The sequence below is a fragment of the Hydrogenophaga sp. L310 genome, assembly GCF_055703065.1.
The window spans coordinates 70,547-88,351 of the sequence record NZ_JBVPZA010000010.1 but is presented as its reverse complement, the minus strand read 5'-3'; the positions used below and the strand labels follow the sequence as shown (position 1 = coordinate 88,351).

At 66.8% G+C, this 17,805-nt stretch carries 20 protein-coding genes and 1 pseudogene; 9 read left to right on the top strand and 12 right to left on the bottom strand.

Translation table 11 applies throughout. From position 1 onward, the window contains the following. The first annotated feature begins 33 nt into the window (after positions 1 to 33). The 3 genes from AC0GNO_RS16805 (at position 34) to AC0GNO_RS16795 (ending at position 3,719) form a co-directional block, all read left to right on the top strand. On the top strand, positions 34 to 840 hold the full coding sequence (locus tag AC0GNO_RS16805) for a carbon-nitrogen hydrolase family protein (RefSeq protein ID WP_472904790.1): 807 nt from the start codon (positions 34 to 36) through the stop codon (positions 838 to 840). A 103-nt stretch (positions 841 to 943) separates the two neighbouring features. Further along, positions 944 to 3,028 (top strand): two-component system sensor histidine kinase NtrB, encoded by a 2,085-nt coding sequence (locus tag AC0GNO_RS16800; protein WP_472904789.1) that lies wholly within the window; start codon positions 944 to 946, stop codon positions 3,026 to 3,028. A 61-nt stretch (positions 3,029 to 3,089) separates the two neighbouring features. Next, positions 3,090 to 3,719, top strand: coding sequence for a response regulator transcription factor (locus tag AC0GNO_RS16795; protein ID WP_472888656.1), 630 nt, complete (start codon positions 3,090 to 3,092; stop codon positions 3,717 to 3,719). A 22-nt stretch (positions 3,720 to 3,741) separates the two neighbouring features. On the opposite strand, the gene AC0GNO_RS16790 is transcribed toward AC0GNO_RS16795, so the two are convergent. Continuing rightward, entirely contained in the window at positions 3,742 to 3,888 is a 147-nt protein-coding gene (locus AC0GNO_RS16790) for a hypothetical protein (protein WP_472904788.1), read from the bottom strand. Here AC0GNO_RS16790 and mltA point away from each other — a divergent pair. After that, positions 3,821 to 5,044, top strand: coding sequence for a murein transglycosylase A (gene mltA / locus AC0GNO_RS16785; protein ID WP_472904787.1), 1,224 nt, complete (start codon positions 3,821 to 3,823; stop codon positions 5,042 to 5,044). The two genes, AC0GNO_RS16790 and mltA, sit on opposite strands and share 68 nt — an antisense overlap. Before the next feature lie 7 nt (positions 5,045 to 5,051). Here mltA and AC0GNO_RS16780 read toward each other — a convergent pair whose 3' ends face one another. From AC0GNO_RS16780 to galE, 3 genes are read right to left on the bottom strand one after another with little or no spacing between them, the layout of a single operon-like run. Further along, entirely contained in the window at positions 5,052 to 5,393 is a 342-nt protein-coding gene (locus AC0GNO_RS16780; RefSeq protein ID WP_472904786.1) for a type II toxin-antitoxin system RelE/ParE family toxin, read from the bottom strand. After that, positions 5,393 to 5,668, bottom strand: coding sequence for a type II toxin-antitoxin system Phd/YefM family antitoxin (locus tag AC0GNO_RS16775; RefSeq protein WP_472888660.1), 276 nt, complete (start codon positions 5,666 to 5,668; stop codon positions 5,393 to 5,395). The genes AC0GNO_RS16780 and AC0GNO_RS16775 overlap by 1 nt, the downstream gene beginning before the upstream one ends. A 42-nt stretch (positions 5,669 to 5,710) precedes the next feature. Then, positions 5,711 to 6,694 carry a UDP-glucose 4-epimerase GalE gene (gene galE / locus AC0GNO_RS16770; RefSeq protein ID WP_472904785.1) on the bottom strand — a complete coding sequence of 328 codons (984 nt, stop codon included), beginning with the start codon at positions 6,692 to 6,694 and terminating at the stop codon, positions 5,711 to 5,713. Between the two features lie 148 nt (positions 6,695 to 6,842). Here galE and AC0GNO_RS16765 point away from each other — a divergent pair, with 148 nt between their 5' ends. Together AC0GNO_RS16765 and AC0GNO_RS16760 are read left to right on the top strand one after the other, a co-directional pair. Next, positions 6,843 to 7,238: a type II toxin-antitoxin system RelE/ParE family toxin gene (locus tag AC0GNO_RS16765; protein ID WP_472904784.1), complete on the top strand. Its 396-nt coding sequence runs from the start codon at positions 6,843 to 6,845 to the stop codon at positions 7,236 to 7,238. Beyond that, a complete protein-coding gene (locus tag AC0GNO_RS16760; protein ID WP_472904783.1) occupies positions 7,219 to 7,551 on the top strand; it encodes a helix-turn-helix domain-containing protein in 333 nt (110 codons plus the stop codon). The genes AC0GNO_RS16765 and AC0GNO_RS16760 overlap by 20 nt, the downstream gene beginning before the upstream one ends. A gap of 10 nt (positions 7,552 to 7,561) precedes the next feature. On the opposite strand, the gene AC0GNO_RS16755 is transcribed toward AC0GNO_RS16760, so the two are convergent. Then, positions 7,562 to 8,596, bottom strand: a complete 1,035-nt coding sequence (locus AC0GNO_RS16755; RefSeq protein WP_472904782.1) for a GSU2403 family nucleotidyltransferase fold protein — start codon at positions 8,594 to 8,596, stop codon at positions 7,562 to 7,564. Between the two features lie 116 nt (positions 8,597 to 8,712). Here AC0GNO_RS16755 and AC0GNO_RS16750 point away from each other — a divergent pair, with 116 nt between their 5' ends. Together AC0GNO_RS16750 and AC0GNO_RS16745 are read left to right on the top strand one after the other, a co-directional pair. After that, positions 8,713 to 8,982, top strand: a complete 270-nt coding sequence (locus AC0GNO_RS16750; RefSeq protein ID WP_472904781.1) for a ribbon-helix-helix domain-containing protein — start codon at positions 8,713 to 8,715, stop codon at positions 8,980 to 8,982. 6 nt (positions 8,983 to 8,988) lie between these two features. Further along, positions 8,989 to 9,135: pseudogene (locus tag AC0GNO_RS16745) on the top strand (type II toxin-antitoxin system RelE/ParE family toxin); the annotation flags it as partial. 75 nt (positions 9,136 to 9,210) lie between these two features. Here AC0GNO_RS16745 and AC0GNO_RS16740 read toward each other — a convergent pair. The 7 genes from AC0GNO_RS16740 to AC0GNO_RS16710 all read right to left on the bottom strand — a co-directional run bounded on the left by AC0GNO_RS16740 (position 9,211) and on the right by AC0GNO_RS16710 (position 13,827). Then, positions 9,211 to 9,615, bottom strand: a complete 405-nt coding sequence (locus AC0GNO_RS16740; RefSeq protein ID WP_472904780.1) for a hypothetical protein — start codon at positions 9,613 to 9,615, stop codon at positions 9,211 to 9,213. Further along, positions 9,612 to 10,031: a hypothetical protein gene (locus AC0GNO_RS16735; RefSeq protein WP_472904779.1), complete on the bottom strand. Its 420-nt coding sequence runs from the start codon at positions 10,029 to 10,031 to the stop codon at positions 9,612 to 9,614. The genes AC0GNO_RS16740 and AC0GNO_RS16735 overlap by 4 nt, the downstream gene beginning before the upstream one ends. Beyond that, on the bottom strand, positions 10,028 to 10,513 hold the full coding sequence (locus AC0GNO_RS16730; RefSeq protein ID WP_472904778.1) for a hypothetical protein: 486 nt from the start codon (positions 10,511 to 10,513) through the stop codon (positions 10,028 to 10,030). The genes AC0GNO_RS16735 and AC0GNO_RS16730 overlap by 4 nt, the downstream gene beginning before the upstream one ends. After that, positions 10,510 to 11,145, bottom strand: coding sequence for a hypothetical protein (locus AC0GNO_RS16725; RefSeq protein ID WP_472904777.1), 636 nt, complete (start codon positions 11,143 to 11,145; stop codon positions 10,510 to 10,512). Before AC0GNO_RS16725 ends, AC0GNO_RS16730 begins: the two co-directional genes overlap by 4 nt. A gap of 143 nt (positions 11,146 to 11,288) precedes the next feature. Next, a complete protein-coding gene (locus AC0GNO_RS16720; RefSeq protein WP_472904776.1) occupies positions 11,289 to 11,861 on the bottom strand; it encodes a hypothetical protein in 573 nt (190 codons plus the stop codon). Between the two features lie 195 nt (positions 11,862 to 12,056). Beyond that, the gene (locus tag AC0GNO_RS16715) at positions 12,057 to 12,566 is read right to left on the bottom strand and encodes an Lrp/AsnC family transcriptional regulator (RefSeq protein WP_472904775.1); all 510 of its coding nucleotides are present in this window, start codon (positions 12,564 to 12,566) and stop codon (positions 12,057 to 12,059) included. After that, complete coding sequence (locus AC0GNO_RS16710) at positions 12,544 to 13,827, bottom strand: glycosyltransferase family 2 protein (RefSeq protein ID WP_472904774.1); 1,284 nt, start codon at positions 13,825 to 13,827, stop codon at positions 12,544 to 12,546. The genes AC0GNO_RS16715 and AC0GNO_RS16710 overlap by 23 nt, the downstream gene beginning before the upstream one ends. Positions 13,828 to 14,193: 366 nt before the next feature. On the opposite strand from AC0GNO_RS16710, the gene AC0GNO_RS16705 reads away from it, so the two are divergent. Next, complete coding sequence (locus tag AC0GNO_RS16705; RefSeq protein ID WP_472904773.1) at positions 14,194 to 17,784, top strand: indolepyruvate ferredoxin oxidoreductase family protein; 3,591 nt, start codon at positions 14,194 to 14,196, stop codon at positions 17,782 to 17,784. Positions 17,785 to 17,805 lie beyond the last annotated feature (21 nt).

Below are 17,805 nucleotides of genomic sequence, written 5' to 3'. Positions count from 1 at the left end.
ATTTGTAGCTGGGTTCAAAAAAAAGGAGTTCTCATGAAAGTCGCCGCCATCCAGATGGTCTCGGGCATCAGCCTCGACGCCAACCTCAGCGCAGCGCGCGCCCTGCTCGACCAGGCCGCCCACTGCGGTGCCGAGCTGGCCGTGCTGCCCGAGTACTTCTGCTTCATGGGCCAGAGCGACGCCGACAAGCTGCTGCTGGCCGAAACCCCGGGCCTGGGCACGGTGCAGGACTTTCTGTCCGACACCGCGCGCGAACTCAAGCTCTGGATCGTCGGCGGCACCCTGCCCATGGCCACCGACGACCCCCACCACGCCGCCAACGCCTCGCTGGTCTACTCGCCCAAGGGCGAATGCGTCAGCCGCTACGACAAGATCCACCTCTTCCGCTACGACAACGGCCGCGAGAGCTACGACGAAGCGGCCGTGCTGCGCGCGGGCGAAACCCCCACCGTCTTCGACTGTCCCTCGCGCCAGGGCCAGAGCTGGCGCGTCGGCATGAGCGTCTGCTACGACCTGCGCTTCGGCGAGCTCTACCGCATGCTCGCCGCCGACCTGCTGCTGGTGCCCGCCGCCTTCACCCACACCACCGGCCAGGCCCACTGGGAGGTGCTGCTGCGCGCGCGGGCCATCGAAAACCAGGCCTACGTCATCGCCAGCGCCCAGGGCGGCAACCACGACAACGGCCGCCGCACCTGGGGTCACAGCATGGTCATCGATCCCTGGGGCCAGGTCATGGCGATGCAGGCCGAAGGCCCCGGTGTCGTGCTCGCCGATCTCGACATGGCGCGCCTGCACAGCGTGCGCGAACAACTGCCCGCCCTCCAGCACCGCAGGTTGTGAATCCCCCCTGCGCCGCTGCGCGCCTTCCCCCCAGGGGGACCACACCTTTGGCCCGGCAAAGCCGGTTCTTCGGTGTGTGCTGGGTGGACCACCTCGCTCGACCGTGACTGTTCCCGATACCGTTTCCCCCCCGGTGCCGTCCGCAGGCAGCAGCCTGCGCCCGCGCCGGCGGCTGCTGTGGGGCGCGCTGCTGCTGCTGGTGCTGGCCCTGCTGGGCGTGCTGGCCTACCTGGCCGCTGAATACGAAGAAGTGCGCGACCAGAGTGCGCTCGAAGCCGATGCCGAAGCCCTCGCCAGCGACCTTCGCAGCGCCCTGGTGCGCAACGTGCAGACCCTGCAGTCGCTCTACAGCATCGCGGCCAGCCCCGGCGCCTGGTCCGCGCCGGCCGGCGAGGTGCTGGCCGAACACCGCGAGATCGTGCGCCTGGAGTGGCGCGACAACAGCCGCGCGCTCATCGCCCACCGTGACACGCCCTACCTCGCCGACCTCTTCAGCTACCTCGACCGCTCCCAGGCCCTGCCCGACATGCGCCAGGCCTGCGACAACGCGCAGCGCAGCTCCGGTCCCTCGTATTCCCCGAGCTACTTCTGGCCCATGAACGGCGGCCTCGGCCTGGAGCTCATGGACATGTGCCTGCCCGTCGTGCGCAACGGCAAGCCCGCCGGCTTCCTCGTCGCCACCTACTCGCTGCCCGGCCTGCTCGCCGAGCTGGGCAACAAGAACCTGCTGCGCGGGCGCGGCCTGGCCTTCATCGACACCGACGGCACCCGCCTCGCGCTCTACAGCAGCGTCAGCGGCAGCCGCCGCACCCAGGTCGCGCGCGCCCTGCTCGACCTGCCCGGCCACACCATTCTGCTGCGCCTGGAGAGCCCGCGCCTGGGCACCGGCGCGGCCTTCGGACTGCTGCCCAACGTGCTCACCGCCGTCGTCGGCGCGCTCTCGCTGGCCCTGCTCGCCGTGTTGGGCCTGCTCGGGCGCGACATGCGCCTGCGCCAGCGCGCCGAACACGAACTCGGCGACGCCCTGGCCTTTCGCAAGGCGATGGAAAACTCCCTCGTCACCGGCCTGCGTGCGCGCGACATGAGCGGTCGCATCACCTACGTCAACCCCGCCTTCTGCCAGATGGTCGGCCTGCCGCCCGAGCAACTCATCGGCACCGGCCTGCCCGCACCCTGGTGGCCACCCGAGCTGGTCGACGAATACCAGCAGCGCCAGGCCGTGCGCCTGGCCGGGCAGACCTTGCCGCGCGAGGGCTACGAATCCGTCTTCCAGCGCAGCGACGGCACCCGCTTCCCCGTGCTCATCATCGAAGCCCCGCTGATCGACGCCCAGGGCACCCAGACCGGCTTCATGAGCGCCATCCTCGACCTGAGCGAACAGCGCCGCATCGAAGAGCTCAACCGCGCCTCGCAGGAACGCCTGCAGGCCACCGCCCGCCTCGCCACCGTGGGCGAAATGGCCTCGCTGCTCAGCCACGAACTCAACCAGCCCCTCGCGGCCATCGCCAGCTACGCCAGCGGCACGCTCAACCTGCTCGACGAACCGCCCGGCGCCAGCGGGCCCGCCCTGCCGTCGGGCGAGCTGCGCCAGGCCATCCAGCGCATCGGTGAACAGGCCGAGCGCGCCGGGCGCGTCATCAAGAGCGTGGCCGACTTCGTGCGCCGCCGCGAACAGGTGCGCGAAGCCGTCGCCCCCGCCAGCCTGATCGACGCCATCCTGCCCCTGCTCGGCCTGCAGGCCAAGAAGCAGGGCATCCGCGTGCAGACCCAGATCGCGCCCGGCTGCCCGCCCGTGCTGTGCGACCGCACCATGGTCGAGCAGGTGCTGCTCAACCTCGCGCGCAACGGCGTGCAGGCCATGCCCGCCAACGACCCGCCGGCCGCCTCCGGCCTGCGCGTGCTCACGCTGGCGGTCAGCCGCACGCGCCTGCACGCCAGCGACGACGACACCCCCGCCACACCGCCGCGCAAGGTCTGGGTCGAATTCGCCGTCACCGACCACGGCCACGGCCTGAGCGAAGCGGTGCGCCAGCAGCTCTTCACGCCCTTTTTCACCACCAAGGCCGAAGGCATGGGCCTCGGCCTCAGCCTGTGCCGCACCGTCATCGAGCAGCACGGCGGCGCGCTCACCTACGAACCGGCGCTGCCCCGGGGCACGGTGTTCCGGTTCACGCTGCCGGGCGCCTGAGGATGGAGCGCACGGTTCGATCCACCGTTGTGCGGGTCGCTGCCTCCTCTATCATCCCGCCATGACCCAGCACCCCGACGCCCGGATCTTTCTCGTCGATGACGACGCCGGCGTGCGCGACGCGCTGGCCTGGCTGCTGCGCACGCGCCGCCTGCTCAGCGAAGGCTTCGACAGCGCCGACGCTTTCCTGACCGAGATCGCGCGCTGGCACAGCGAACCCCATTCACCCTGCTGCCTGCTGCTCGACGTGCGCATGCCCGGCACCAGCGGCCTCGCGCTGTTCGAACACCTGCTCACCCTGCCCTGGCAGGCCGTCATGCCGGTGATCTTTCTTTCCGGCCATGCCGACGTGCCCACCGCCGTCGACGCCGTCAAGCGCGGGGCCTTCGACTTCTGCGAAAAGCCGTTCTCCGACAACGCCCTGGTCGATCGCGTCGAGCAGGCGCTCAACCAGTCGGCCCAGGTGCTCGCCGCGCGCCGCGCGCAGCGCGAGATGCAGCAGCGGCTGGACTCGCTCACCGAGCGCGAGCGCGACGTCATGAACCTCGTCATCGCCGGCCTGCCCAACAAGCTCGTCGCCGACCAGCTCAACATCAGCGTGCGCACGGTCGAAGTGCACCGCTCGCGCGTGTTCGACAAGATGGGGGTGAAATCGGCGGTGGAGCTGGCCAACGCCCTGCGGCTCGCGTGAGTGAACGAGCGGCCGCGCCGTCTCAGGGCCTGGGCGGACCGTCCTGGTCCCGCTCGCGCTGCACATCCTCGGGCAGCTCGCCCTTCTTGCGCCCGGAAAACATGGTCCACCACACAATGAAAACCAGCAACACCAGCGCGCCCAGCGCTTCAAGCAACAGCAAAGTCATGGCAGGTCGGTCCGGTGGGGGAAATGGGTGGAGAGGTTGGCTGGCGGCCTGCATTGTAGGCAGCCTGCTCGCGGCGTGCTCTTCCGTTCCCATGCCCCCGCGCGCGCCGGTGGACGCACCCGGCGTGGTCGACAGCGGCCCGCTGCCGCCCGCCCTGCAGCGCGGCAAGAGCCTCTGGACCCCCGTGCGCTGGAGCGAACTGCCCGGCTGGGGACAAGACAGCCTGCACGAAGCCTGGAACGCCTGGCTGCGCGGCTGTGAACGGCCTGTCGCCGGGCATGCCGTGCTCTGCAACGAAGCGCGCCCGCTCGCCATCGCCACGCCCGCCGAACAGCGCGCCTGGGTCGAGCGCCGCTTCCAGCCCTACCGCGTCATGGAGCGCGACGGCAGCCTGCCCCAGGGCCTGCTCACCGGCTACTACGAACCCATCCTCGGCGCCCGCCGCCAGCCCAGCGCCAGCCACCGCACGCCGCTCTACGCGCTGCCCGCCGGCTTTCGCCCGGGTCAGCCCTGGTACAGCCGCAAAGACATCGACACCCTGCCCGCCGCCCAGGCCGCGCTGCAAGGCAAGGCCATCGCCTGGCTCGCCGACCCCATCGACGCGCTCATCCTGCAGATCCAGGGCTCCGGCCGGCTCGACATCACCGAGCCCGACGGCCGCCAGCGCCAGGTGCGCGTCGCCTTCGCCGCCCACAACGGCCAGCCCTACCAGAGCGCCATTCGATGGTTGCTTGATCAGCGTGCCATCCGTGATGGATCCTGGGAGGCCACTAAAGCATGGGCCGCGCAGAATCCGGGCCGCGTCAACGAGATGCTCTGGAGCAACCCGCGCACCGTGTTCTTCCGCGAAGAAGCCCTGAGCGAGCTCGACGCCCGCTTCGGCCCGCGCGGCGCGCAAGGCGTGCCGCTCACGCCCGGGCGCTCCATCGCCGTCGATCCGCAAAGCATTCCCTACGGCACCCCGGTCTGGCTCGCCACGCAGGGCAGCGCGCTCAACCAGCAGAAGCTCGTGCTCGCGCAAGACACCGGCGGCGCCATCGTCGGCGCCGTGCGCGCCGACCTCTTCACCGGCTGGGGCGGCTGGACCGACCCCGCCTACCAGCTCGCCGGCCGGCTCAAGCAGCCGCTGCAGCTGTGGGCGCTGTGGCCGCGGTAGGCCGCAGTCAGGTGCCGAGCAGGCGTCGAGACAACACCGACTGCATGTCCCTGCGGCCATCGACGATCAGGTAGATGACAACCTGGTTGCCGCCGACCCGGTAGATCACCCGGTAGGGCTTGAACGCCGTTTGGCGATATGCCTTGATGCCCAGAGCCACCAACTCCCTGGGGTAGCTGCCTCGCTCGGGAAACCGGGCCAGACTCTGCACAACCTCCATCAACTGATCGAGAACGTGGTTGGCGTTGGCCTGGCTGTCGAACTCGGCGATGTACTCGTGGATGGATTCCAGGTCCTGCTCAGCACCATGGGTGAGCAGGACCTCGTAGCGTTTCGGTTTGCCGGCCATCAGGCCATCGCCCGTTTCGCGCGCAGGCGCTCCACAACGTCAGCCACTGGTTTGACCCGGCCGGCTTCAACCTCCTGGCTGCCGAGTGCCAGGATCTTCAACAAGGCGAGAGTCGCCTGGGTTTCTTCGAACGATGCGACATCCTGAAGCACTGCTTTGGCCTCACCGTTCTGAGTGATGACCAAGGGTTCACGCTGCTCGGACAACTGAGCCAGCACCTCCGCGGCGTTGGCCTTCAGATAGCTGATGGGCTTGACTTGAGACGAGTAGCGCATGGTTTTGCCTTTGGGATTCAAATAAGACTAAATATAGTCTTTTTATAGTCTTGTCACCACCGCCTTCAACTCCCAAGCCCAGGCGTGCCCGATCAGCGTCTCCAGCGCCGCAAACTGCGGTTTCCAGCCCAGTTGCGCCGTCGCGGCGCGTGAGTCGGCTACCAGGCGCGCCGGGTCGCCTGCGCGGCGCTCGGCGTACACCACCGGGATCTCGCGCCCCGTCACCGCGCGCGCCGTGTCGATCACTTCCTGCACCGAAAACCCGCTGCCGTTGCCCAGGTTGTAGGCCTGGCTGCCCGCGCCGCCCATCAGGCTCTGCAGCGCCAGCCCGTGCGCCTGGCACAGGTCGTTGATGTGCACGTAATCGCGGATGCAGGTGCCGTCGGGCGTGTCGTAGTCGCGGCCGAACACGCTGATTTGCGGCCGCCGCCCCGAAGCCGCCTGCAACACCAGCGGGATCAGGTGCGTCTCCGGGTCGTGGCGCTCGCCCAGTTCGCCCGCCGGGTCGGCGCCGGCCGCGTTGAAATAGCGCAGGCAGACCGACTTCAGCCCATACGCCCGGTCGTAATCCGCCAGCGCCTGCTCCACCATCAGCTTCGTGCGGCCATACGGGTTGATCGGCTGCTGCCGGTGCTGCTCGTCGATGGTGTCGCTCTGCGGCTCGCCGAAGATCGCCGCCGTGGACGAAAAGATGAACCGCTTCACCCCCGCCGCCACCATCGCGTCCAGCAGGTTCAGCGTGTTCACCACGTTGTTCTGGTAATACTTCGCCGGCGCCACCACCGACTCGCCCACCTGGATGAACGAGGCGAAATGCATCACCGCGTCAAACCGGCCCTCGGCCAGCAGCCGGTCGAGCAGCGCCCGGTCGGCGATGTCGCCCTGCACGAACGTGCCGTGCAACACCGCGTCGGCGTGCCCCCCCGAGAGGTTGTCCAGCGTCGTCACCGCGTTGCCCGCCAGGCCCAGGTGCTTCACCATGTGCGAGCCGATATAGCCCGCGCCGCCCACCACCAGAATGTTCAAGTTGTTCTCCTTCAGATAAATCAATGCTGGATGCCTTCAGAAGTGTCGCCTGATGGCCAGCCAACCGCGCATTCCATACAAGACTTCGACATGCGGTTCGTTCTTCAAATGACCATCTTGCCATAGCACATGGTGCTACACTTTGAACATGCCAACCCACAAGAGAATTTTCAAAACCAAGTCGTTCGACCGGTGGGCAAAAAAGGTTCTGACCGACAAACTGCTTTGCCAAGCCGCACGTGAAATAGAGCAGGGCCTGTATGAGGCCGATTTGGGTGGAGGCATCTGCAAGAAACGTGTGGCTGTCGAAGGGCAAGGCAAAAGCGGGTCTACCCGAACACTGGTTGCCAACCGACATGCCGGCGCCATTATTTTCCTGGTTGGTCGAGAGAAAAATGAACCCGGGACTGATTTTTCCGATGTTGTGGTTGCTGCTGCCAAGGGCATCGCAAACGGGTTGCAGAAACAGCCCATTTCCAAGTTGAACGAGCTTGCCGCTGAAGGCGTACTGAAGGAGATTTGTCATGGCAAAAAAGAGCAATGAGGAAGCCCGCATGCTGCGCGAGCTGCTGGAAACCGCCGAGCAACTCAACAGCTATGGTGTGGTGTCCAAGACCAGTTTGGATGCCGTGCGGACGCTTTGCACGGAGCCGCCCCAATACACACCAGAGCGCGTTGCCGCCCTGCGCACTCAGGTCGCCAAAATGAGCCAGGCGGTGTTTGCCGCCTTCCTGAATGTCAGTGTTTCGACGGTTCAAAAATGGGAATCCCCTACCGCCAACAAACACCCCAGCGGCGCTGCCGCAAAACTCCTCCAACTGGTTGAAACCAAGGGTGTAGACGCGCTGCTCGCCTGATGCGCGTAGTTCAAGCTGCGATCGCGCAATCGATGTGTGGATGCCGCTGCTGCAAGGCCTCAAAGCCCTCCTGGGCCCTGCTGCGCCAGCCCGGGCCGCGCGCCAGCAGATCGTTCCACGCCTCCTGCAGCGCGTCCGGCTCCCTGTTGCTCAGGTAGTCGATCAAGGTCGCTGCCTGCATCAGGTCCTTCGAAGCCTTTTCGGGTTGTTGTCCTGCCAGGCGTTCCCGGTACAGCAAGAGCTTGGCCAGCGCATACCGCTCCGGGCGCGGCACATTCACCACGATCGGGCCGCTGGAGGCGACCAGCACCGACACCACCGGATCCGGCATGGAAAACTCCATGAACTTCAGCGGCTGCAGCGACAGGTTGAGCTGCTTCATGTGGACTGGCGCATCGCTCTCGCGGTGCATGCACGTCAGGAAGTCCAGGTCAAAGTCCGGCTCGTCCTGCTTGATGTAGCGCGTGCCCTCGTTGACCGGCAGAAACCCCATCTTCAGTGAATTGATGGCGCCATGGCCGTCGATCTTCAAGTCGTTGTTGATGGCGAGAGAGATGTTTCGCCCCGGGTGCGCGAAGTCCAGGTCCACTGTGGTGTCGCCGCCGGTCCAGCGCACGCCCATGCGGTTCTGATAGGCCAGGTAAGCATGGGTGCCCACCAGCACCCCACCCGCGCGAAACAGCCCATGATCGGCCAGGCGGGTCAACACCCGGGCATGTTTCGGGATGACGCTGTAGCAGCCCAGGGCCATCGCCGCCTCACACATGGCCCCCAGGTGCGCCTTCGCCTGCCGGGCCAGCGGGTCGGCCCGCTCATCCATGAGCGCTTGCGTCGCCTCGTCGTCGGGGCCCACATAAATCTGCTGTGGCTTGCCATCGGGCAGCTTGAACTGGTAGTACCAATACCGCTGCCCCTTGATCTTCTTGCTGACAAAGCCACCGGGCAGGTCGGCCATGGAACGATGCAGGTCGCGCTGGCGAGCCGCCTGCACCAGGCCGGCATAGGCGGTCTGAGCAGCAGCGGACTGTTCAACGAACAAGGGCATGGTTATACGCCGAAAAAATTAATGGAAGTATAACTTTGACATCGCGACAGCGACAGTCTGGACGGCCTTGCTGCAAAAGCGTAGGATTAAATCCTATTCGTTTCAAGGGGCCAACCATGCGAACCACCCAGCAAATGAGCATCACCCTCCCCAACGACATGGCGGATGTGGTGAAAACCAAGGTGCGGATGGGGGAGTACGCCACCGAGAGCGAAGTCATTCGCGACGGCCTGCGTGCGCTCCTGGCGCGCGATCGAGCCGTTGAAAGCTGGCTGCACCACCAGGTAGGCCCCGCCTACGATGCGCTCAAGGCAGATCCATCCCGCGCCGTCACCGTGGACCAGATGCGTGCCCGCCTTGCATCCGAGCATGCCAAGGCGCGATGAGCTATCGACGTGCGGCCCGGTCTGCGCATCACCAACTACAAGAAGCGGGCCGTGATCGCATTCGATGTAGATGCTGATGTGATTTCCGTCATTGGCGTCTACTACGGCGGGCAGGACTACGAAACGATTTTGCAGGACGATCAAGACGCCTGAGCCGACGTCAACGTCTTGGCCGCCCAGTCGCAAAAAAAGCCCCGAAGGGCTTTTTTTGGGGCTGCTGGCCGGGGATCAGCTGCGGCTGATCGGGGGGCGTGCGGGTGGACGGACCACCACCACGGGCGGGGTCACCACGGGGGTCTGGGTGGGTGGGGTCACCGTGGCGCCGTTGTTGGGCTTGCGGTTTTCTTTCACCTTGTACGCCACCGCCAAGCCACCGGCGATGCCACCACCGATCAGCAGGTTGCTGTTGCCGGCGAAGTTGCTGCCTTGCCCTGCGCGGGCGGCCACGTTTGCCTGGCAGGCCGCTTCGGTGGCGGGCATCGACTGACCGGCGGTCAGCACGGCCACGCAGCCGCTGGCGAAGGTCACGGTGGCGGAACCCGTGGCGACCAGGTTGGCGCCGGTGGGCACGGCCATGCCGGGGGTGACGCTGACCATCTGGTTGCCGGTCGACATCGTGACCATGCCGGTCATCGAGGTGATGTTGGCCTGGGCGAAGGCGGAACCGACGGCGGCGTGCCGGCGGGCGGGCTGATCTCGAAGCGGAAGCGGTAGCGCGCGCCGGGTTCGATGCTGAGTTCGCGCCGTTCGAGGGCGACCCAGGGGCGGCAGCTGTCGGGGGCGAGTTCGGTGCTGAAGCTGACGGCGTTGTCGGCGTTGAAGGTCCAGTCGGCGGTGTAGACGCGGTAGTTGCCTTTTTGCTGGCCGACGTGCTGGATTTCGAGCACCTGGCGCAGGGGCTTGCCGGCGTCGGCCTGCACTTCAAAGCGTGGCGGCGAGATGTAGGCGGCGAAGCCCTGGGCGAACGCGGCGCCGGGCAGCAGGGCAGCGAGTCCCGGGGCGGCGGTCAGGAGCGCCGCGGTCAGGCGGGAGGCGGGCAGGAGGTTCATGGGCGCTGGGTGCCGGGGGTCGAGTCGGTGTCGATCTCGAAATGGAAGTGGAGGCGGCGGCTGGCGCTTTGCCAGTCGGGGCCGGAGCGCAGGCGCACGAGCATCTGGTCGCTCAGGGTGCCGGCGCTGATGGGGCCGGCGTAGACCAGGGCGCGTTCACCCGAGACGAGGCGCCCGGCGAGCAGCTTGCCTTCGGTGGTCCAGACGGCTTCGAGGGTGGCGCTTTCGTCGCGCGGCAGCACCATGTAGACGCGGCCGCTGTGGCCGATCCAGGCCTGGGTGTCGATGCGGATGTTGACGCGCACCCAGGCTTCCATGCCGCCGTCGACGTCGCTGCGGGTCTGCGGCCGCCACTGCATCTGGGCGGTGGGCGGCACGGTGTGGCTGAGCGAGTCGTCGAGCCGGTGGGTTTCGGCGCTGGCCGCGCCGGCGGCGAGGGCCAGCAGCAGGGCGGCGGCGGTGCGGCGGGCGGTGGGCGTCATGGGGTGGTCAGGGTGTAGGTGACCTGGCCGGTGTAGGTGCCGGCGGCCCGGATGGCGCTGTTGGCGTAGCGGAAGGTGTGGCAGTTTTCGATGTAGCGGTTGGCCGGGATGGTGGCCAGGTTCTGCGTGCCGCCGTTGAAGGTGCCGGCGGGTATGACGCCGGGCACGCTGCTGCCGGGGGCGGAGACGGTCCAGCTGATCTGGCTGAAGGGGATGGTGTCGCCGGCGGCGTTGGTCAGGTTGGCGGGCGATGTCACGCGCAGGGTGGCGCTCGCGGGTTGGTTGTTGCGGTCGCGGCGGTAGGACGCGCCGATCATGACCTGCGTGGCCGGGGTGGGGCAGGTGGCGTAGTTGTCGCCATAGAGGCTGCGGGACTGGGTGCTGTCGCTCGTCATGGCCTGGGGCGTGCCGCTGAGCAGCTGGGCGGTGCTGAGGTTGGCGCTGACCAGGTTGACGGTGTTGTTGGTGGTGTTGAGCGTGCCGTTACCGACGTGCAGGAAGACGCGGCGCGGCGCGCTGGCGATGGTGAGCGACCAGGCGTGGGCCGTGGCCGTTTCGGCACCCCACAGCACGAGCAGCGCCAGGGCGGTGAGCTGGCGGGCGGTGGGCGGGCGCTGGACGGGCGGCTTCATGGGCGCGTGGTGATCGGCAGGGGGTTGGCGGTTCCGCACGGGACGGCGCTCAAAAAACAAACGGAGGGCTGCTGCGCGCTGGCCCTCCGCTGGTTGGTTGGTGGCCGGTCGGGGTGCCCGGCCGGCCTGCGCTTGCCGCTGAATCAGGGAGCGACGGCGGTGTAGGTGACTTGCGTGGTGTAGACGCCGGCACCCACGGGAGCGGTGGCGCCCTGGTGGTTGTAGCTGAAAGCCCAGGTGCCACTGCGGTTGACGACGCGGCCCGAGGTCGCTGGCACCGTGACGGCGGCAGCGTTGAAGGCCGGGTGGGCCAGGTTGCCGGTTGGGGTGGTCACGGCAATTCGCGACAACGGGATGGTGCTGGTGCCGTCGCTCAGGTCGGCGCCGGCGGATCCGAAGTCCACGCTGCCCACGTTGGACAGCAGGGCGACCTGCACCGGGCTGCCGGTGGAGGGGCTCACCGCGCCGTCCACGCTGACCTGGGGATCGGTCAGCACGAAGGCCACTTCATTGACCGTGTTGTCGTTCGAGAGGATGTCACCGGTGCCGACCTTGAGGGCGATGAAAGCGGGGATCTCGATGCGGAAATTCAGACGCGCCTGCGCACCGGGGCCATCGGTTGCGGTACCGGTCACCAGTTGGGATTCGGCCGAAGCCAGCAGGGGGGCGGCCAGCGCCAGGGCCACTGCGGTTTTGACGAACAGAGAATTTTTCACGACGTTTCCTTGGATTTGAGAGAGATCAGCTTGGACACTTTCTGGTTAATGAACCGCAGTGTTCTGGGGTGCATGTTACAAAAAGCGACAGTCTCAGACAACCGGGTACGTATGAAAAAATACACAAATTCAAGTATTTACGACAGATATGTCAACCAACGGTGGAATTTTGAGGACGGGCGGCATCCAAAAGGTTCAAGTTTTGCGTCCGCCGGTCGTGGCTGGTGATTTAGTCAACAAATGCGAGAGCGGCAAAGCGCCCGCGGCCTTCACTTCGCCGAGCGAAAAGCTGGTGTGCAGGTCTTTCACGTTGGGCAGGTTGATCAGCACTTCGCGCGCGAAACGGCTGAATTCGCCCAGGTCGGGGCAGACGACCTGCAGCTCGAAGGTGCCGGAGCCGCTGATGTAGTGGCAGGAGACGATTTCGGGGATGTCGCGGATGGCCGCTTCCATCTGGCGCAGGGCATCGCCGCTGTTGCGTTCGGCGTCGATGCGCACGAAGGCCAGCACGCCCAGGCCGATCTTGCTGCGGTTGATCTCGGCGCGGTAACCGAGGATGAACCCGGCCTCTTCCAGCGCCCGGACCCGCCGCCAGCACGGCGCCGCCGACAGGCCCACGCGGCTGGCCAGCTCGGCGTTGGTGAGCCGGCCATCGGTCTGCAATTCGTTCAGGATGGCGACGTCAAACTTGTCGAGTGTTTCCATGATGGATGGTGTTCGCGTTGGCGTTCGGCGGGATCGTCTGGGTGACGTGTCCACCGGGTGTCAATGCGCGGACGGCGATGTCCTGCGCGGTGAGCGGGCCGGATTTTCGGACGCGGATTTCGAAGCCGCTGCTCAATGGGGCCGGGGGGTAGTGCTGCTGGACGTCGGGCCGCTCGACGGCCTGCCAGGCTTCGATGGGGACGGCGCTGCCCTGGACCGTGACGATGAATCCGGCGGCGGGCTCGACTTTCCAGAGCAGGGCCCAGCCGGTGATCTTGAGGCATCCGGCCTGCTCTTCCAGGATGTCGACACTGCCCACCACGGGCAGCTGGAGGCTGGCGCTGTCGGCCTCGGGTGGGGCTGCGGATTTTGTCAGCAGGTCGGCAGGGTCGGCCAGGGCGATGTGCCCGGCGATGGCCTGGCACCGGGCGGTCAGGTCAGCGATGTGCTGCGGGCACGGCGGGGCGGGCACATCGTTGTTGTCGTGGTGGAGAAAGAACTGGTCGTCGAGCAGGTGGTCCTCCTGGAAGGCCCTGCCGCGCGGGGCTTTGCGGAGCACGAACTCGGCATAGGACTTGACGACATAGTGGTTGATGCGAAACCGTGTCCAGCACACATCGCCGGACTGGCTCGGGTTGCGCTGGCCGGCGTGAAAGTAGTCGCGCTTTTCGGAGCCATCGGTGTGCAGGTAGCGGTAGCCAGGCTTGAGCTGGCAGCTGTGCGGGCAGACGAATCCGGCAAAGGCGTCCATCCGGATGATGGACTTGAAGTGGTGGTTCAGATGGTCCTGCTGCGGGGCATGGTGCAGAAAGCGTTCCGTCACGAGCCCGCTTTCTTCGGCCAGTTGCATGGACGAACCGTAGGTGGCCCAGTTCAGCGCCAGGGCCCCGGCATCGGGGTGGGCCTGGAGGGTGTCTTGCAGGAGCCCGGACACCGTGTCCGGGTACTGGCCGGGCGAGAGAAACTCGTCGGCGTCCAGGAAGGCCATCCAGTCGACTTCATGGCCATGGCGGCGGACGATGGCTTCGTAGACGGCGAGCTGCGGGTTGGTTTCCGGCACCGTGGCATAGGTGATGCAGGTGATGGGCAGTGTCTGGCTCAGCGCCTGAAGCAGGGGCCAGGTGTGGTCGCTGCTGTCGTTGCTGACGATATAGAAATGGTCGAACCCCATCAGGAGATGGTGAGCCAGCCACTCGATCAGGTACCGGCCTTCGTTCTTCATGATGGCGGCCAGGCCGACACGGGGTTTGTGTGTGTTCATGGGTATCAAGCCGGACGGGCACCGGGGCGGGGGCACGGTGCGGGAAGCAAACGTAACAAGTTGATTCTATGGTGGGTGAGCGGCATGAAAGGCCTGTTGCACAGGAGCGCCAGAACAGGCCGGGTGCTGGGCTCCCGCGGTCACGTTGCTGCAGTGCGGTGCGACCAGACGTGTTCAATCTTCCAATAAAAGGATGCAGAAGGAAAGGATCTTTCTTGAACGGGGCAAACACGGACATGAAAAGCAAACACCTGTCAGCGCCCGGGTCATACACTGTGCGGCACACTGAAAGCGGCTGACGGAGCCGGTTGCCGGTGTTCCACGCCGCTCACGAGGCGGCTCCCAGACTTGCCAGGAGACAACAAGATGAACGCCCCACTGCCTGAACACATCCGCCGCGCGCTCGAAACCGTCACGCTCGACGACAAATATTCCCTCGACCACGGCCGCGCCTTCATGAGCGGCGTGCAGGCGCTGGTGAAGCTGCCGATGCTGCAGCGCCAGCGCGATGCGCTGCAGGGCAAGAACACGGCGGGTTTCATCAGCGGTTACCGCGGTTCGCCGCTCGGCGGTTACGACCAGGCCCTGCAGAAGGCCGCGCCCTACCTGAAGGCGCAGAACATCGTCTTCCAGCCGGGGGTGAATGAAGAGCTGGCAGCGACCGCGCTCTGGGGCACGCAGCAGCTGGGTTTTGCCCCGCCCGGCTCCAACAAATTCGACGGCGTGTTCGGCATCTGGTACGGCAAGGGCCCGGGCGTGGACCGTTGTTCCGATGTGTTCAAGCACGCCAACATGGCGGGCACCACGCCCTGGGGCGGCGTGATCGCGGTGGCCGGTGACGACCACGTGGCCAAGAGCAGCACCGCCGCGCACCAGAGTGATCACATCTTCAAGGCCTGTGGCCTGCCGGTGTTCTTCCCGTCCACGGTGCAGGACATCCTGGACCTGGGCATCCACGCCATCGCCATGAGCCGTTTCAGTGGCGTCTGGGCGGGCATGAAGACGATCCAGGAAATCGTCGAATCCAGCGCCACGGCCATGATCGATCCCGAGCGCGTCGAGATCGTGATCCCCGAATTCGACATGCCGCCCGGCGGCCTGCACATCCGCTGGCCCGACGCCGCGCTGGAGCAGGAGGCGCGCCTCTTCGACTACAAGTGGTACGCCGCGCTGGCCTACATCCGCGCCAACAAGCTCAACCACAACGTGATCGCCGGCCCGAATGATCGCTTCGGCATCATCGCCAGCGGCAAGGCCTTCAACGACACGCGCCAGGCGCTGCTGGACCTGGGCCTGGACGATGCCACCTGCCAGCGCATCGGCCTGCGCCTGCACAAGGTGAACGTGGTCTGGCCGCTGGAGGCACAGACCACGCGCGAATTCGCCACCGGCCTGCGCGAGATCCTGGTGGTGGAAGAGAAGCGCCAGGTCATCGAATACCAGCTCAAGGAAGAGCTCTACAACTGGCGCGGCGACGTGCGGCCCAACGTGCTGGGCAAGTTCGACGAGGTCGAAGGCGACTTCAGCGGCGGCGAATGGTCCATGCCCAACCCGAGCGCCCACACCCTGCTGCGGGCGAATGCCGACCTCACGCCGTCCATCATCGCGCGCGCCGTGGCCCGCCGCCTGCGCAAGCTGGGTGTGCCAGACGACGTGATGGCGCGCATCGACGCGCAGCTCGCCATCCTGACGGCGCAGGAGCAGTCGATGCAGACCCTGCTGACCCAGGGCGTGGAAGGCGCCGAGCGCCAGCCCTGGTTCTGCTCGGGCTGCCCGCACAACACCAGCACCAAGGTGCCCGAGGGCTCGCGCGCCATGGCCGGCATCGGCTGCCATTTCATGACCATCTGGATGGACCGCGCCACCGTGGGCTTCACACAGATGGGTGGCGAGGGCGTGCCGTGGATCGGCCAGCAGCCGTTCAGCCACGACCAGCACATGTTCGCCAACCTGGGCGACGGCACCTACTTCCACAGCGGCATCCTGGCGATCCGCCAGAGCATCGCCGCTAGCGTGAACATCACTTACAAGATCCTCTACAACGACGCGGTCGCCATGACCGGCGGCCAGCAGGTGGGCGAGCGGCCCGAGGGCCACAGCGTGGTGCAGATCGCGCAGAGCATGCGCGCCGAGGGCGCGGTGAAGATCACCATCGTGACCGACGAGCCGGAGAAATACGCGTCGGTGCAGGGCCTGCCGAGCGGCATCGCGATCCAGCACCGCGACACGCTGGACGCGGTGCAGCGCGAGTTCCGCGAGATCAAAGGGACCACGGTCATCATCTACGACCAGACCTGCGCGACCGAGAAGCGCCGCCGCCGCAAACGCGGCACCCTGGTGGACCCGGCCGAGCGCGTGGTGATCAACGAGCTGGTGTGCGAAGGCTGTGGCGACTGCAGCGTGCAGAGCAACTGCCTCTCGGTGGAGCCGCTGGAGACCGAGTTCGGCCGCAAGCGCACCATCAACCAGAGCAGCTGCAACAAGGACTTCTCCTGCGTCAAGGGCTTCTGCCCGAGCTTTGTGTCCGTCGAAGGCGGCCAGCTGCGCAAGAAGGACCAGAAGGCCGGCGCGGCGCAATGGACTGGTGGCGCGGTGCCCGCCCCTGCCCTGCCCGCGCTGGGCGACGAGGCCTGGGGCATCATCGTCGCCGGCGTCGGTGGCACCGGGGTCATCACCATCGGCCAGCTGCTGGGCATGGCGGCGCACATCGAGGGCAAGGGCATCGTCACGCAGGACGCGGCGGGCCTGGCGCAAAAGGGCGGCGCGACCTGGAGCCACGTGCTGATCGGCGCGCACCAGGACACCATCCGCACCACGCGCGTGTCCGCCGCCTCGGCCGACCTGGTGATCGGCTGCGACCCGATCGTGGCCGCACACAAGGAAACCTGGCAGCGCCTGCGCGAAGGCCGCAGCCACGTGGCGCTCAACGCCAGCGCCACGCCGACGGCCGCCTTCGTGACCAACCCGGACTGGCAAAACCCGGCGCAGGCCTGTGTGGACGCCCTGACCCGCAGCCTGGGCGCGGACGAGGTGGGCGTGTTCGATGCCGAAGCCGCTTCGACCAGGCTGATGGGCGACAGCATCTACACCAACCCCATGATGCTGGGCTACGCTTGGCAGCGCGGCTGGGTGCCGCTGGGGCACGATGCGCTGATGCGCGCCATCGAGCTGAATGCGGTGCAGGTGGAGAAGAACAAGGCCGCCTTCGAATGGGGCCGCCGCGCCGCCTTCAACCCGCAGGCCGTGGCCGCGCTGGTGACGCCGGCGGGCACCGGGGCGCAGGTGATCCAGTTCAAGAAACGCGAGAGCGTGGCCGAGCTGATCGCGCGCCGGGTCGAGTTCCTCACCGGCTACCAGAACGCGGCCTACGCGGCCGACTACCAGCACTTCGTGGAGAAGGTGCGGGCGGTGGAAGCGCCGCTGGGCAAGTCCACGCTGACGGCGGCCGTGGCGCGCTACCTCTTCAAGCTGATGGCCTACAAGGACGAGTACGAGGTGGCGCGGCTGCACAGCGACCCGGCGTTCCACGCCCGGCTGGCGAGCCAGTTCGAGGGCGACTTCAAGCTGCGGGTGCACCTGGCGCCGCCGATCCTGGGCAAGAAGAATCAGAAGGGCGAACCGGTGAAGCAGAAGTTCGGACCCTACATGTTCACCGCCTTCCGCTGGCTGGCGAAGTTCAAGGGCCTGCGCGGCACGGCGCTGGACATCTTCGGCCGCACCGAAGAGCGCCGCGCCGAGCGCGCCCTGATCGGCGAATACCGCAGCGCGATCGAGGAACTGCTGGACACGCTGGACGCGGGCAACCACGCGCTGGCACTGGAGATCGCCAGCGTGCCCGAGCAGATCAAGGGCTACGGCCACGTGAAGGCGCGCAACCTGGCGGCGGCGAGCAGCCGCTGGGCGGGGCTGCGCGAACAGTGGCGCCGTGGCGAACAGGCCGAAGTGCGCGTGGCCTGACCGCCGCACCCGCCACCGCGG